The sequence below is a fragment of the Micromonospora cynarisoli genome (genome assembly GCF_030518815.1).
GTDB classification, from domain to species: Bacteria; Actinomycetota; Actinomycetes; order Mycobacteriales; family Micromonosporaceae; genus Micromonospora; species Micromonospora wenchangensis.
In genome coordinates, this window is record NZ_CP130426.1 from 1793499 (window position 1) to 1808528 (window position 15030).

A 15030-nucleotide genomic window follows, 5' to 3' on the forward strand; every position below is an offset into this window, starting at 1 on the left:
GTACACCTCCCTCCCCCGGGTGACGAAGCACTCACCCGGCGCGACCACGCGAGGGGGCCGGAGCGGAGCGGGCGGGAAGCGGAGCGGGTGGGCTCAGTGGCGGCGGGGTGGCGCGGTGCTGCCCCGCACCACCAGCGACGTGCCGAGTTCGTACCGGTCCTGGACGAGCGGCTGGCCGTCGGCCAGGGCCAGCGCCAGGCGCGCGGCGGTGGCCCCGATCTCCCCGAAGGGCTGGCGCACCGTGGTCAACGGGGGTGCCAGCCAGGCCGCCTCGTCGACGTCGTCGAAGCCGACGACGCTGAGGTCGTCGGGAATCCGTAGGCCGGCCTCCCGGGCCGCCGCGTAGACGCCCAGCGCCTGAAGGTCGTTGCCACAGACCACGGCGGTGGGCGGCGCGGGCCCGGCGAGCAGTTCGACGCCGAGACGCAGGCCGTCCTCGAAGGTGAACACGCCGCTGCGTTCGAGGCGCTCGTCGAACGGTACGCCCGCGTAGTCCAGCGCCGCCCGGAAGCCGTCGCGGCGGGCCCGCGCCGACAGGTCCCGCATCGGGCCGGTGAGCGCCCCGATCCGCCGGTGGCCGAGGTCGACGAGATGGCGGGTGGCCGACAGCGCCCCGCTCCAGTTGCCCGACCCGACGGCGGGGACGGGGAACAGGTTGCCCACCGGGTCGACGGCGACCAGCGGTATGCCGGCGGCGGCGAAGCTCGCCCCGTCCTCGGCCGTCACCAGGGAGAACACCGTGATCACGGCGGCCGGTTGGCGCAGCAGCAGCGCCTGCACCCAGGGTTGCCCGGCCCGCAGGCGGTGCTGTACGTCGGTGAAGCCGACCGTGTGGTCCCGCGGGCCGGCGACCTCCTGTACCCCGCGCAGGATCGGCATGGCGATCGAGGAGAGCATCTGGTGGAAGACCACCTCGATGCAGGGCGTCACGCTTCCGGGCGGCCGACGGCGGTAGCCGTGGTCGCGCAGCAGCGCCTCCACCCGCTGCCGGGTCTGTTCACCCACCCCCCGACGGCCGTTGAGCACCTTGGAGACCGTGGGCGGGGACACCCCGGCGAGTTCGGCGATCGTGGCGAGGGGCAGGTCGCCGCGCCGGGGCTTGCGGGAATGGCGGCGTCGACCTTCCTCGATCACGCAGGGAAGTCTACGTGCCCCGGCGTCCCGGCCCGGCGCAGCGGCGAGGGCCCCGACCGTGGCGGCTCCCGCTCAGTGCGGTGCCGCCGCCGGGCGGTGGGTGAACCAGTCGAACGCCGCGCTGCCCCCGGTGACGTACATGCCGACTACCCGGCCGGTGAACCCGGCGGCGACCTCGGTGGACAGGTAGCGCCCGTCGAGTTCGGCGAGCACGACGGGGCCGGCCGGGCCCGCCACCTCGAAGGTGACCATGTCGCAGCCGGCCGCCCGCACCCCCCGGGGCGCGGTTCGGGCCGCCAGGTCGGCGGCGGAGGTCACGGTCGGCGGGTAGAGGTCGTGGGTGCGGGTGGCGATCGTCAGCACCAGCGGGCCGTCCGGCACGGCGTGGGTGGCGAAGACCTGCCGGAACGGCCCGGCCCGGCCGATCACCCGGACGGTGCCGGCCCGGACCTCCAGGTCGTAGTGGTGTGCCTCGTCGATGCGGATGGTGAGCCCGGCGACGCCGGTGCCCGGGTCCACCCGGACGCTGGTCCGGCTGTCGTGGTACCGCTGCCGTAGCGCCACGATCGTCGCACCGGCGAGGTCGAGGGTCGCGCCCACGGCGTGCAGGGTGAGCCAGCCCGGCCTGGCGGTCAGCGACCAGCAGTCGTCCGGGCGGCTGCGGGGCGAGATCCATTCTGGCGCGAGGACGGCCGCGTCGAAGTCGTCGTGGAAGGCGTCCGGCCCGGCCGGGTCGGCACCGGCCGGGGGGCTACCGAGGGGCGCGGGGGTGATCTCCCGGACCGGATCGACGACCGGCCAGCCGTCGACCCAGCGCACCGGGGCGAGGAAGGTCTCCCGGCCGAGGACGTGGTAGGGCGGCCACTGGCCCCGGGCCCGGATGCCGAGCAGGACCAGCCACCAGCTGCCGTCGAGCGCCTGGACCAGGTCGCCGTGCCCGGTGGCCTGCACCGGAAGGTCCGTGCTCCGGTGGGTGAGGATCGGGTTGGCCGGCGCGGGGGTGAACGGGCCACGCGGGCTGCGGGAGCGGGCGACCGACACGGCGTGGCCGGTGTGCGTGCCGCCCTCGGAGAGCAGCAGGTACCACCAGCCGTCGATCCGGTAGAGGTGCGGGGCCTCCGGGTACTGGCCGCCGGTGCCCGACCACAGGGGAATCGGCCCCTCCAGCACCCGGCCGCCGTCCGGGTCGATCCGGTAGGCGTCCACGCCCGAGGTGGTCAGCCAGCAGGTACCGTCGTCGTCCCAGGCCAGCGAGGGGTCGACGTGCGGCAGGTCGACGTAGACCGGGTCGGACCAGGGTCCGGTGGGTTCCGGCGCGGTGACGATGAGGTGCCGGCCCAGGCTGACGTTGGTGGTGACCAGCCAGAACCGGCCGTCGTGGTGACGCAGGGTGGGCGCGAAGATGCCCCGGGACGCCTCGGTGCCGGCGGGGAGCGCCAGTTGGCCGGGCCGGTCCAGGATGTTGCCGATCTGCCGCCAGGTGACCAGGTCACGGCTGTGCAGCAGGGGCACCCCGGGAAAGTACTCGAAGCTGGAGCAGACCAGGTAGTAGTCCGCGCCGACCCGGCAGATGCTCGGGTCGGGGTGGAACCCGGGGACGACCGGGTTGCGGTAGGACGCTCCGGTGGACACCGCGCGGCACCTCCTCGGGTGGTGCGGGGCACAGTGGACGGTGCCGGGGCAGGCCACCATGGCCCGGAAATGTTTGCGATAACATTTCGCAATCCCGGATGCTACGGAAGGTCGCCTTCCGGTTCAAGGCCGGCACCGCCGCCCGGTGCCGTGCGGGCGTCGGACCAACCCCGATCACGTCTCGCCGGAACCGGCCCCGACCTGGCATTCCACCTCCGAACGCCACCCGAGCGGCGGTCTGCCTGTGCACCCCGGACGCCTGGCGGCCACCGCTCGACGCGGTCGGTGGACGACGACGCGGACCCACGGACCGGGCCAGGAACATTCGCGCAACATGGCCGTCATATCTTGACGGGGCCCGAGGAATCCACGAGAGTCCATATGTGGCGAGATGGTGCGCCGCCGGGAGCTCGACGCGCCGTCACGGCAGTCATGGATGCCGACGTCAGGGCGCGACGGGCCGCGCCTGTTAACGCTAACAGCAGCGTTTCCGCTGCGGGCCGATCGGAACACCGGTCCGGGCCGGGTGGCGATCGACCGCGCCCCCGGCACCGGGTCCACGGCGACGGTCACCCGTATCGCCCTCCCCCACCCGCACCCGGCTCTGATTCGCACCCCTGGAGAGAACATGTCCGAAGTGACCCGAAGGAACGTCCTCAAGGCCGGAGCGGTGGGGGCCGGCGCCGCGCTGGTCCCGCTCGCCTGGACCGCCACCGCCCGCGCCGGCTCCACCGCGCCACCGCAGGTGCTGGCCGCGAACGACCTCGCCCTGTGGTACGACGAAGGGGCCGGCACCGACTGGCTGCGCGCGCTGCCGATCGGCAACGGCCGGCTCGGTGCGATGGTGTTCGGCAACGTCGACACCGAACGGCTCCAGCTCAACGAGGACACCGTCTGGGCCGGCGGCCCGTACGACTCGGCCAACACCCGGGGCGCGGCCAACCTGGCCGAGATCCGGCGGCGGGTCTTCGCCGACCAGTGGACCTCGGCGCAGGACCTCATCAACCAGACGATGATGGGCAACCCGGGCGGTCAGCTCGCGTACCAGACGGTGGGCAACCTGCGGCTGGCCTTCGGCTCGGCCAGCGGGGCCAGCCAGTACGTCCGGACGCTCGACCTCACCACCGCCACGGTCACCACCACCTACGTGCTCAACGGGGTGCGCCACCAGCGGGAGGTGTTCGCCAGCGCGCCCGACCAGGTGATCGTGGTCCGGTTGACCGCCGACCGGGCCAACGCGATCACGTTCTCCGCCACCTTCGACAGCCCGCAGCGCACCACCGTGTCGAGCCCGGACTCCGCCACCATCGGGCTGGACGGCATCTCCGGCAGCCAGGAGGGGGTCACCGGCTCGGTACGGTTCCTGGCCCTGGCCAACGCCGCCGCGACCGGGGGCACGGTCAGCAGCTCCGGCGGCACCCTGCGGGTGTCCGGGGCCACCAGCGTCACCATCCTGATCTCGATCGGTTCCAGCTACGTCAACTACCGCACCGTCAACGGCGACTACCAGGGCATCGCCCGCACCCGGCTCAACGCCGCCAAGGGCGTGGCGATCGAGCAGTTGCGCAGCCGGCACCTGGCCGACTACCAGGCGCTGTTCAACCGGGTGAACATCAACCTGGGTCGTACGGCCGCCGCCGACCAGCCCACCGACGTACGGATCGCGCAGCACGCGAGCAGCAACGACCCGCAGTTCGCCGCGCTGCTGTTCCAGTTCGGCAGGTACCTGCTCATCTCGTCCTCGCGGCCGGGCACCCAGCCGGCGAACCTCCAGGGCATCTGGAACGACTCGCTGACGCCGCAGTGGGACTCGAAGTACACCATCAACGCCAACCTGCCGATGAACTACTGGCCGGCCGACACCACCAACCTGTCGGAGTGTTTCCTGCCGGTGTTCGACATGGTCAAGGACCTGACGGTGACCGGGGCCCGGGTCGCCCAGGCGCAGTACGGCGCGGGCGGCTGGGTCACCCACCACAACACCGACGCCTGGCGGGGCGCCTCGGTGGTGGACGGTGCGCTGTGGGGCATGTGGCAGACCGGCGGCGCGTGGCTGGGCACGCTGATCTGGGACCACTACCTGTTCACCGGCGACCTGGGTTTCCTCCAGGCGAACTACCCGGCGCTCAAGGGCGCCGCCCAGTTCTTCCTCGACACGCTTGTCGCCCACCCGTCGCTGGGCTACCTGGTGACGAACCCGTCGAACTCCCCGGAACTGCCGCACCACTCCAACGCCAGCGTCTGCGCCGGCCCGACGATGGACAACCAGATCCTGCGGGACCTGTTCGACGCCGCAGCCCGCGCCAGCGAGACCCTCGGCGTGGACACCACGTTCCGGTCGCAGGTGCGTACCGCCAAGGACCGGCTCCCCCCGACCCGGGTCGGTTCCCGGGGCAACGTGCAGGAGTGGCTGGCCGACTGGGTGGAGACCGAGCGGAACCACCGCCACGTCTCCCACCTGTACGGCCTGCACCCCAGCAACCAGATCACCAAGCGGGGCACCCCGGCGCTGTACGAGGCCGCCCGCAGGACCCTGGAGCTGCGGGGCGACGACGGGACCGGCTGGTCCCTCGCCTGGAAGATCAATTTCTGGGCCCGGCTGGAGGACGGTGCCCGCGCCCACAAGCTGTTCAAGGACCTGGTCCGCACCGACCGGCTCGCGCCGAACATGTTCGACCTGCACCCGCCGTTCCAGATCGACGGCAACTTCGGCGCGACCTCCGGCATCGCCGAGATGCTGCTGCACAGCCACACCGGCGAGCTGAACGTGTTGCCCGCGCTGCCCACCGCGTGGCCCACCGGGCAGGTCGCGGGCCTGCGCGGGCGCGGCGGCTACACCGTCGGCGTGGCGTGGAGCAGCGGGCAGCCCGACGAGATCGGCATCCGCGCCGACCGCGACGGCACGCTGCGGATGCGGTCCCGGCTGTTCACCGGCAGCTTCACCCTCACCGACGTCGCCGACGGCAGCGCGCCGGCCACCACCCGCCCGGAGACCGACGTCGTCCAGTTCACCGTCCGCGCCGGGCACACCTACCGGGCGGCCCGCCCGGGCGTGACGCCGACCCCGACGCCCACCGCCACCCCCACGCCGACCACCCCGGCACCGACGACCCCGGTCCCGACCACCCCGGTTCCGACCACCAGCTCGCCCGCCCCCTCGGGGGCACGGGCGACGTACGCGGTGACGGGCTCGTGGTCGGGGGGCTTCCAGGCCGAGGTCACGGTGACCGCCGGCGCGACCGCGATCCGGGGCTGGACGGTGTCCTGGACGTTCCCCAACGGGCAGACCATCAGTCAGATCTGGGGCGGCTCGCACACCCAGAGCGGCGCGAACGTGACGGTGAAGAACGTCGACTACAACGGGACGCTGGCCGCCGGCGCGTCCACCACGTTCGGCTTCATCGGCACGGTGAACGGCACCAACGACGCGCCGACGAACCTCACCTGCACCACGACCTGACCGGCACCGGACGTGGCGTCGCCACCTCGCTCCCGCCCCGGGCCTGCCGGGGTGGCGACGACGCGTCCCGCCCCCTGCCGGCACACACGATCCCCGAGTGGAACGGACGGAAGACCATGAGAAGACCATCTACCCGCAGGCGTCGCCTGCTGACCGCCCTGGCGGCCGGGCTCCTGCTGGTGGCGGGCCCGGCGGTGGTGCTGCGGACCTCCCCGGCGCTGGCCCTGGACAACGGTGTGGCGCGGACGCCGCCGATGGGGTGGAACAGCTGGAACACCTTCGGCTGCAACATCAACGAAACCCTGATCCGGCAGATGACCGACGCCATGGTCAGCACCGGCATGAAGGACGCCGGCTACCAGTACGTCGTCGTCGACGACTGTTGGATGAACCCCAACCGTGACTCCGCCGGCAACCTCCAGGGCGACCCCACCCGCTTCCCCTCCGGCATGAAAGCCCTCGGCGACTACATCCACTCCCGAGGACTCAAGTTCGGCATCTACCAGGCCCCCCTCGACAAAACCTGCGCCCAGTACTTCAACTCCTACCCCGGCGCCACCGGCAGCCAGGGCCGCGAAGCACAGGACGCCCGCCAGTTCGCCGCCTGGGGCGTCGACTACCTCAAGTACGACTGGTGCTCACCCACCGGCACCATCGACGACCAGGTCCGCGCCTTCGCCAAGATGCGCGACGGCCTCGCCGCCGCCGGCCGACCCATCGTGCTCAGCATCAACTCCAACAGCATCCACTCCAAGACCGGACCCCAACGCGACTGGGGCGACGTGTCCAACATGTGGCGTACCACCGAGGACATCACCAACACCTGGAACAGCGGCCAGACCAACGGCTACCCCATGGGCATCCAGAACATCGTCGACGTCACCGTGCCCCTCGCCGCACGGGCCAAGCCCGGCGCGTTCAACGACATGGACATGATGGAAGTCGGTCGCGGCGGCATGACCGACACCGAGATGCGCTCCCACTTCGCCCTCTGGACCATCCTCGCCTCACCGCTGATCGCCGGCAACGACCTGCGCACCATGAACACGGCGACCCAGACGATCCTCAAGAACAGCAACCTCATCGCCATCAGCCAGGACCCCCTCGCCCTCCAGGCCACCCAGGTCTCCTTCGACGGCACCCGTCGCGTCCTGGCCAAGCGGCTGGCCAACGGCGACGTCGCCGTCGCCCTGTTCAACCAGGGGACCGCCGCCACCACGATCACCACCACCGCCGCCGCCATCGGGTTGTCGGGCGGCTCGTTCACCCTGCGCGACGCGTGGACCAACACCACCAGCACCACCTCCGGCACCGTCTCCGCCAGCGTCCCGGGGCACGGCACCGTCGTCTACCGGGTCAGCGGCGCGACCGGCACCCCCACCCCGACGCCGACCACCACCCCGCCGACCCCGACGCCCACGTTGACGACCCCGGCCCCGACCACCCCGGCCCCGACCACCCCGCCCCCGGCGGCCATCTCCTGCCAGGTCAGCTACGCGATCAGCAGCCAGTGGCCGGACGGTTTCCAGGCCGAGGTGACGATCCGCAACACCGGCACCACGGCGGTCAACGGCTGGAGCCTGCGCTGGTCGTTCGCCAATGGACAGCAGCTCAACCAGTCGTGGGGCGTCACCTACACCCAGAACGGGGCCCAGGTCACCGCCAGCAGCGCCGGCTGGAACGGCCTGCTCAGCCCCGGCGGCAGCGTGGGCTTCGGGTTCATCTCCAGTTGGTCCGGCAGCAACGCCAAGCCGACCGCGTTCACCCTCAACGGCCAGACCTGCACGGTGGCCTGACCGCACGGAGACGACAGGACCCCCGGTCATGACCTCGGCCCGGTACCGGGACACGACATGACCGGGGGTCCCCCGGGACGGCCGGACGGCTCAGTTGTCCAGCGTGGCCAGCACGGCGGTGGCCATGCCCTGCTCGCCCCGGGCGTTGGGGTGGAAGGGCGCCGCCGCGTTCTCCGGCACCAGGCCCTCCACCCACCGGGTGCCGCTGCTCTTGCAGGTGTCCCGCCCGATCGACGGGGTGTAGACATCGGCGTAGACGGCGTCGTTCGCCGCGGCGGCGCTGGCCAGCATCGCGTTGAGCGACTTGGCGACCCCCCGCAGGTACGGCACGTCCTGGTAGGCGATCGGGACCAGCGGCCAGCAGCCGTAACCGGAGTCCGGCACGATCGCCGGGTAGCCGAGCACCACGATCCGCGCGCCGGGCGCGGCCCGGCGGACCGCCTGGAGCACGGCGGCCACCTTCGGGGCGGTGGCGGTGATCCGGGCCTGCAACTGGTCGGTGCCGCCGGCGGTGTAGAGGTTCTTGCACGGCGAGCCGAGCGGGCTGCTGAAGCTCGCCTGCGCGCAGTCGCCGATGATGCTGGAGAAGCCGATGTCGTTGCCGCCGATCTGCACCGTCACCAGGGCGGTGTTCGCGGTGACCGCGTCGAGCTGCGGGGGCAGCGGGCCGCCCAGCGAGCCGCTGCCGCCGTAGCGGATGTCGTCCGTGGTGGCCCCGGAGCAGCTCACGTCGACCAACGGCGACGAGCCGGCCGACGCGGCGACCAGGGACGGGTAGTTGCGGTTGGAACGCAGGCAGTTCAGGTCGACCTGGGTGGGGATCAGCGGGCCGGACGTGTACGAGTCGCCGAGTGCGACGTAGCGTCCGGTGGGGACGGCGGCGCTGGCGGGCGCGGCGGACAGCACACCGGCGGTGACGGCGGCGAGCGCGAGCATCCGGGTGGCGGTCCGCAGCAGCGGCCGGCGGGAACGGGGCATGACGCCTCCAGGGCGGATCACGGGGGTGGTGCCGCGATCCTGCGCCCTTCGACGCCGGACGTCAATATAGACAGCTCTCGTTAAATTGCCCTCCGGCGCACGCTCGGGGCCCGGCCGGCCGACGACCAACCAATTGACGGAGGTCAAATTCGGACGGGATAATCCGCAGCGGAGCCGGGCTGGCTGCGGGCCAAGGGACACCGTACGACCGAGGTGGGCCGGCCGACGGCGCATCGCCGTCCGCCGCACACCGTCAGCACCGCGCGGCCATTCGCCCGAGACGGGACCACCCCTCCCGATGGCGGAGCCGCCTCGTCGACGCGGCCGACAGTCGTCGCCGCCCCACCCCCTGCGGGAGGATCATCCATGGGACCCATGCGTTCCCGGTTCAGACTGGCGGTGTCGCTGTGCGCCGCCACCACCGTCGTCGCCACCGCCGCGCTCGCCGGCACCGTCCCCGCCCGGGCGGCGGCCGGGTGCCGGGTCACCTACACGGTGTCGAGCCAGTGGCTGGGCGGATTCGGCGCGAACGTCGACGTCACCAACCTCGGCGACCCGCTCACCGGCTGGCGGCTCACCTGGACCTTCACCGCCGGGCAGGTGGTCAGCCAGTGGTGGAACGGCACGGTGACCCAGTCCGCCGGCCGGGTCACCGTCGGCAACGTCGACTGGAACGGCAACCTCGACACCGGGGCGAGCGCCCAGTTCGGCTTCGGCGCGTCGTGGAACAACTCGGCGAACCCGCCGCCTGCCGACTTCGCCCTCAACGGGGTGCCGTGCACCGGCCGTACCACCGGGCCCTCCGTGCCACCGACCACCGCGCCACCGACCACGCCGCCGCCCACCACCCCACCCCCGACCACGCCACCGCCGGTGACCGGGGCGCTCGACCAGACGACGACGGTGGGACGGGTCAGGGCGGTCGGCAGCAGCGCGCAGTACACCTGGCCCGGCATCTACTTCGAGGGCCGGTTCCGGGGCACCGGGGTCGGGATCGTCCTCGACGACTCCCAGAACGACTACCTCGTGCAGGTCGACGGCGCGACCGTCGCCACCCTGGTCACGCCGGGCAGGACCACCTACTGGGTCCGCGACCTGGCCGACCGCGAGCACACCGTACGACTGGTCAAGCGCACCGAGAGTCCGTGGGCCGTCGGCGAGTTCGGTGGCCTCGTCCCCGCCACCGGCGGCGCGATCCTGGCCCGGCCCGCCCCGCGCAGCCGGCAGATCGAGTTCATCGGTGACTCGTGGACCGCCGGCTACGGCAACATGTCGACCACCCGCGACTGTTCCGGCAACGGCGGCGTCACCCGCAACTCCAACGCCGACGTCACCTTCGGCGCCCTCACCGCGCAGAGCCTGAACGCCGACTACCAGCTCATCGCCTGGTCCGGGCTCGGCATGGTACGCAACTACGACGGTGGCGGCACCGACAACTTCCGCACCTACTACGAGACCGACCTGCAGGCGCTGTGGAACAGCACGGTGTGGCAGAACCCGGGCACCTGGAAGCCGCAGCTGGTGGTGGTCGGGCTGGGCATCAACGACTTCTCCACCGCCCTGAACCCCGGCGAACGGTGGGCCACCGTCGACCAGCTCGCGGCCGACTTCCGTAGCGCCTACCTGGCCTTCCTCGACAAGCTGCGCAGTCGGTACGGGCCCGACACGTTCATCGTGCTCACCTACCCCGACCTGTCCCCCACCACCGCGCTGGCCAGCTCCGTGCAGCAGATCGTGCAGACCCGCGCCAGCCGGGGCGACAGCCGGATCCGTTCGCTCTACTACGACGACAACGCGCTGGGGCTCGACAAGCTCGGCTGCGACTGGCACCCCTCCCGCCGCGACGACCAGCTCCTCGCCGGCGCGCTCACCCGGTTCGTCAACACCCTGCCGCTGACCTGGTGAACCGACCTGCCGACTGACGCCGGACAGGCCACGACGAACGGGGCGGTGGCGCGGATCGATCCGTGCCACCGCCCCGTTCGGTCGAGCGCCCTCGGGCCTCCCCGGCCGGGCGGTGAACCGCGCGCCGTGGACCCCCTCCGCAGGGAACCATCCCACCGGCCGTCCGTTTGTTGACATCATACGTCATACGGATTACGTTCGTAATCATCGATGAATGTGATCGGCTGTCCGATTGCCGCGGCGCGCTGCGGTCGCGACCGGGGTCACCACCGGGACCGCCGCCGCCATCCACGTCGGGCGGGCCGGTACCGCACCCCACCACCACACTGATCTCCGAAGGAGTTCCGTTGATGTCGAGACACCGACTCGTGGCCGGCGTCGTCGCGGGAGTGGCGACGCTCGCCCTCGCGCTGGGCGGCGCCGCGATCACCGCCGGGGCCGGCCCGGCCGCCTACGCCAAGGACGTCAGCCCGCTCGCGGCGACCGCCGGGTGCGGCAAGACGCCGACGCTGACCAGCGGCACCCGCACCATCTCCAGCGGCGGCCAGAACCGCACCTTCATCCTGCGGATCCCCGACAACTACGACCGCAACCACCCCTACCGGCTGATCTTCGCGTTCCACTGGAACGGCGGCACCGCCACCGAGGTGGACTCGGGCGGCACCAGCGGCTACCCCTGGTCCTACTACGGCATCCGCGCCCTGGCGAACAACAGCGCGATCTTCGTCGCCCCGCAGGGCATCGGCAACGGCTGGGCCAACACCGGCGACCGGGACCTGACCTTCGTCGACGACATGATGCGGCAGATCGAGTCGGACCTGTGCGTCGAGAGCACCCAGCGCTTCGCCATGGGGTTCAGCTACGGCGGCGGAATGAGCTACGCCATCGCCTGCGCCCGCGCCTCGGCCTTCCGGGCGGTCGCGGTCTACTCCGGTGGGCAGCTCAGCGGCTGCAACGGCGGCACCCAGCCGATCGCGTACATCGGCATCCACGGCCTGCGGGACAACGTGCTCCCCATCTCGACCGGGCGCTCGCTGCGCGACCGGTTCGTCCGCAACAACGGCTGCACCCCGCAGAACCCCCCGGAGCCGGCGCAGGGCAGCCTGACGCACACCGTCACCTACTACTCGGGCTGCCGGGCGGGCTACCCGGTCGCCTGGGCACCGTTCGACGGCGGACACGCCCCCAACGCCGTGGACGGCACCGCCGACGTGTACGCCCCCGGTGAGAAGTCCTGGACTCGGCCCGTGGTGTGGAGCTTCTTCACCCAGTTCGACGGCACCACCCCACCCACGACCACGCCACCCACCACCACGCCACCCGCGACCCCGACCACGCCGCCGGCCGGCGGTGCCGGGTGCACCGCGACCGTGTCGGTCAACCAGTGGAACGGCGGCTTCACCGCCTCCCTGCGGGTGACCGCCGGGTCCGCCGGCACCACCGGCTGGACGGTCAGCACCACCCTGCCCGGCGGTGCGAGCGTGACCAACACCTGGAACGCCACCGCCAGCGGCAGCACCGGGACGGTCCGCTTCACCAACGTCACCTACAACGGTCAACTCGCCCCCGGCCAGGTCACCGAGTTCGGCTTCCAGGGCAACGGCAGCGGGTCCGGGATCACCCCCACCTGCACCGCCCGCTGACCCGACCGGCCACCCCCGGGCCGGTCACCGGCCCGGCGGGAACCCCGGGGCCGGTGGGCGGGAACGCCTCCCGCCCACCGGCTGCGGACCGCCGCCCCCGCCGCGACGACGGGTCGGCCGACGCGCCGGTCACTGTCACCCGATCCGCGAAATTCGTCGCGGCCGATCGGCGATCCCCCGGTCTGACCTGACTCCGGCTGCCATGATGGCGGATGTGGGAGCTGCGAAAACGACTACACCTGCTGTCTCACCGTTGACCGGTGAGCCGATCAAACGTGCCGATGCGGAACGGCTCGCGGGAGTGCTGAAGGCATTCGCCGACCCGGCCCGCCTACGACTGCTCAGTCTCATCCAGTCCGCCCCGCAGGGCGAGGCGTCCGTCACCGACCTCACCGCGCCGCTCGGCCTGTCCCAGCCGACGGTGAGCCACCACCTGCGGATCCTCACCGAGGCCGGGCTGATCGAACGCGAGAAGCGGGGGGTCTGGGCGTACTACCGCACGGTGCCGTCCGCGATCGCCGCGATCGCCGACCTGTTGACCCCGCCCCGCAAGCGGGCGACGAGGAAGACCCGCTGACGGCGGCGCTCCCCGCTCACGCCCGGTCGACGCCGGCCGCCTCCGCAGCCGCGGTGCTGTCCGGGGCGGTCGGCACCGCGGCCTGGCCGGGGTGGTGGAAGGTCGGATAGGTGAGGTAGCCGGTGTCGCCGCCGGCGTACCAGGTCGCCTCGTCGTGCACCGCCATGGGCAGACCCTGACGGAGCCGCTCGACCAGATCGGGGTTGGCGAGATAGGCGCGGCCGAAGCTGATCAGGTCGGCACCCCAGCCCAGCCAGCGGTCGGCCGCCTTCCGGTCCGTCTGCCGCCGGCCCATCGGAACGACCGGATTCATGACGAGGGTGCCCGGCCACACCGCACGCAGCCCCCGCAGAACCTCGTCGTCGGCGGTGGCTTCGAGGTGGACGTACACGGGACCGACGGCGGCGAGTTCGGCGAGGAGCGCGGCGTACACCTCGGGGACGTCGGTCTCCTCGACGCCCCAGAAACCGGCCCCGGGTGAGAGCCGGATGCCGGTCCGGTGACCGCCCACCGCGTCGACGGTGGCGGCCACGGCCTCGACGGCGAACCGGATCCGGTTGGTCACCGATCCGCCGTAGGCGTCGGTCCGCAGGTTGGCGTTGCTCGACAGGAACTGGGAGATGAGGTAACCGTTCGCGCCGTGCAACTCCACCCCGTCGAAACCTGCCCCGATGGCGCGGCGCGCTCACGATCAGCCCGGCGGTCGCGCGTTGGGCGTAGTACGTCGCCATGGACGGTGTCGCCAGCCCGTCGGGGGTGGCGCGGACCCGGGTCATCGGGGCCATCACCACCCGGTTGGGCAGGACCAGTTCGCCGAGCGGGTGCGGGTCGAAGAGGGTGGCCATGTCGCAGCGCCTTCCGTGGGTGGTGCGGCGGTCGCGCCCGTGGACCGGGGCGCACCGCATCGAGGAACTCTCCCGGGCCCGCGACTCCCTCGACGACCTCATCGCCGCCAACCGTCGACACCACCCGACGCCCGCCGTCGCCCGGTGAGGCGACCCTGCGGTGACGCCGCTCAGGCCGCCGGACGCCACGGATCGCCGGGACCCCGGGGACGGTCCCCGCGCAGGGTGATCCGGTGCACGATCCGCCGGGCGGCGCCGTAGTCACGGTTCGCGTAGTGCGCGGTGCTGCGGTTGTCCCACATCACCACGTCACCCGGCCGCCACCGGTGCCGGACCAGGTGCTCCGGCTTGGTGAGGTGGGCGTAGAGCAGATCCAGGACGGCCCGGCTCTCCGCCTCCGACACGCCGACGATGTGTGACGTGAAGCCCGGGTTGACGAAGATGCCACGCCTGCCGGTCTCCGGGTGGACCCGCACCACCGGATGCTCCACCGGGTCGAGCCGGGTCACCACCTCGTCCTCCCACACGCTGCCCCGGCCGCCGCGACGGTGCGCCAGGTAGTAGCCGAACTCCCGGTTGCCGTCGTGGACGGCGACCAGCCGGTCCACCATCGCGCGTACGGGTTCGGCGAGCGAGTCGTAGGCGAGCTGACTGTCCGCCCAGGTGGTGTCACCGCCACTGGGCGGCAGGGTAACCGCCCGCAGGATCGAACCGAGGGGCGGGCGGGCGACGAAGGTGACGTCCGTGTGCCAGACGTCGGCGAAGCCGTTGTCGGCGCTGTCCAACGCGTACACCTCCGGGTGCGCCTCGTCCACCCCGCCGACGACCGGGTGGGAGGCGGTCAGCTCGCCGAGTCGACGGCCCAGCCGTACCTGGCCGTCGTCGTCGAGCCGCTGGTCCGGGAAGAACAGCACCTTGTGCGCCACCAGTGCCGCGCGTACGGCGGCGAGTTCCGCGTCGGTGGCCCGGTCGAGGTCGAGCCCGGCCACCCGGGCGGCGAAGTGCGGTCCGAGCGGCGTCAGGGCCAACTCCACACGTGTGTCGGTCATCCGCGTCGTCC

Annotated in this window: 11 protein-coding genes and 1 pseudogene; 6 read left to right on the forward strand and 6 right to left on the reverse strand. The window is 72.2% G+C overall.

All coding sequences use genetic code 11. From position 1 onward, the window contains the following. Window positions 1-93: 93 nt before the first annotated feature. Together Q2K16_RS07405 and Q2K16_RS07410 are read right to left on the reverse strand one after the other, a co-directional pair. A complete protein-coding gene (locus Q2K16_RS07405) occupies window positions 94-1134 on the reverse strand; it encodes a LacI family DNA-binding transcriptional regulator (RefSeq protein WP_302744335.1) in 1041 nt (346 codons plus the stop codon). Between the two features lie 72 nt (window positions 1135-1206). Continuing rightward, on the reverse strand, window positions 1207-2766 hold the full coding sequence (locus Q2K16_RS07410) for a glycoside hydrolase family 43 protein (protein ID WP_302744336.1): 1560 nt from the start codon (window positions 2764-2766) through the stop codon (window positions 1207-1209). A gap of 628 nt (window positions 2767-3394) precedes the next feature. On the opposite strand from Q2K16_RS07410, the gene Q2K16_RS07415 reads away from it, so the two are divergent. Next, on the forward strand, window positions 3395-6226 hold the full coding sequence (locus tag Q2K16_RS07415) for a glycosyl hydrolase family 95 catalytic domain-containing protein (RefSeq protein ID WP_302744337.1): 2832 nt from the start codon (window positions 3395-3397) through the stop codon (window positions 6224-6226). Window positions 6227-6342: 116 nt separating this feature from the next. After that, the gene (locus Q2K16_RS07420; RefSeq protein WP_302744339.1) at window positions 6343-8022 is read left to right on the forward strand and encodes a cellulose binding domain-containing protein; all 1680 of its coding nucleotides are present in this window, start codon (window positions 6343-6345) and stop codon (window positions 8020-8022) included. A gap of 90 nt (window positions 8023-8112) precedes the next feature. Here the strand turns inward: Q2K16_RS07420 and Q2K16_RS07425 are convergent, their stop codons facing one another. Next, complete coding sequence (locus Q2K16_RS07425) at window positions 8113-9000, reverse strand: SGNH/GDSL hydrolase family protein (protein ID WP_302744340.1); 888 nt, start codon at window positions 8998-9000, stop codon at window positions 8113-8115. A gap of 366 nt (window positions 9001-9366) precedes the next feature. Between Q2K16_RS07425 and Q2K16_RS07430 the strand changes: the two genes are divergently transcribed. From Q2K16_RS07430 to Q2K16_RS07440, 3 genes are all read left to right on the forward strand, one after another. Continuing rightward, window positions 9367-10905, forward strand: coding sequence for a cellulose binding domain-containing protein (locus Q2K16_RS07430; RefSeq protein WP_368052544.1), 1539 nt, complete (start codon window positions 9367-9369; stop codon window positions 10903-10905). 350 nt (window positions 10906-11255) lie between these two features. Further along, the gene (locus Q2K16_RS07435; RefSeq protein WP_302744341.1) at window positions 11256-12548 is read left to right on the forward strand and encodes a CE1 family esterase; all 1293 of its coding nucleotides are present in this window, start codon (window positions 11256-11258) and stop codon (window positions 12546-12548) included. Window positions 12549-12753: 205 nt separating this feature from the next. Next, entirely contained in the window at window positions 12754-13125 is a 372-nt protein-coding gene (locus Q2K16_RS07440; protein WP_302746400.1) for an ArsR/SmtB family transcription factor, read from the forward strand. Window positions 13126-13141: 16 nt separating this feature from the next. On the opposite strand, the gene Q2K16_RS07445 is transcribed toward Q2K16_RS07440, so the two are convergent. Together Q2K16_RS07445 and Q2K16_RS32980 are read right to left on the reverse strand one after the other, a co-directional pair. Continuing rightward, complete coding sequence (locus tag Q2K16_RS07445) at window positions 13142-13777, reverse strand: oxidoreductase (RefSeq protein WP_302744343.1); 636 nt, start codon at window positions 13775-13777, stop codon at window positions 13142-13144. A 91-nt stretch (window positions 13778-13868) separates the two neighbouring features. Further along, window positions 13869-14030, reverse strand: a pseudogene (locus tag Q2K16_RS32980) (hypothetical protein); the annotation flags it as partial. Here Q2K16_RS32980 and Q2K16_RS07450 point away from each other — a divergent pair. Beyond that, entirely contained in the window at window positions 13969-14118 is a 150-nt protein-coding gene (locus Q2K16_RS07450) for a hypothetical protein (protein ID WP_302744345.1), read from the forward strand. The pseudogene Q2K16_RS32980 and the gene Q2K16_RS07450 sit on opposite strands and share 62 nt — an antisense overlap. A 22-nt stretch (window positions 14119-14140) precedes the next feature. On the opposite strand, the gene Q2K16_RS07455 is transcribed toward Q2K16_RS07450, so the two are convergent. Then, window positions 14141-15019 carry a TauD/TfdA dioxygenase family protein gene (locus Q2K16_RS07455; protein ID WP_302744346.1) on the reverse strand — a complete coding sequence of 293 codons (879 nt, stop codon included), beginning with the start codon at window positions 15017-15019 and terminating at the stop codon, window positions 14141-14143. Window positions 15020-15030: the final 11 nt, after the last annotated feature.

Excerpts from the sequence above, each read along its gene's own strand:
- Q2K16_RS07435 (WP_302744341.1), top strand. The coding sequence starts at position 11,256 with ATGTCGAGACACCGACTCGTGGCCGGCGTCGTCGCGGGAGTGGCGACG.
- Q2K16_RS07455 (WP_302744346.1), bottom strand. The coding sequence starts at position 15,019 with ATGACCGACACACGTGTGGAGTTGGCCCTGACGCCGCTCGGACCGCAC.
- Q2K16_RS07425 (WP_302744340.1), bottom strand. The coding sequence starts at position 9,000 with ATGCCCCGTTCCCGCCGGCCGCTGCTGCGGACCGCCACCCGGATGCTC.
- Q2K16_RS07440 (WP_302746400.1), top strand. The coding sequence starts at position 12,754 with ATGGCGGATGTGGGAGCTGCGAAAACGACTACACCTGCTGTCTCACCG.
- Q2K16_RS07450 (WP_302744345.1), top strand. The coding sequence starts at position 13,969 with ATGTCGCAGCGCCTTCCGTGGGTGGTGCGGCGGTCGCGCCCGTGGACC.
- Q2K16_RS07415 (WP_302744337.1), top strand. The coding sequence starts at position 3,395 with ATGTCCGAAGTGACCCGAAGGAACGTCCTCAAGGCCGGAGCGGTGGGG.
- Q2K16_RS07430 (WP_368052544.1), top strand. The coding sequence starts at position 9,367 with ATGGGACCCATGCGTTCCCGGTTCAGACTGGCGGTGTCGCTGTGCGCC.
- Q2K16_RS07420 (WP_302744339.1), top strand. The coding sequence starts at position 6,343 with ATGAGAAGACCATCTACCCGCAGGCGTCGCCTGCTGACCGCCCTGGCG.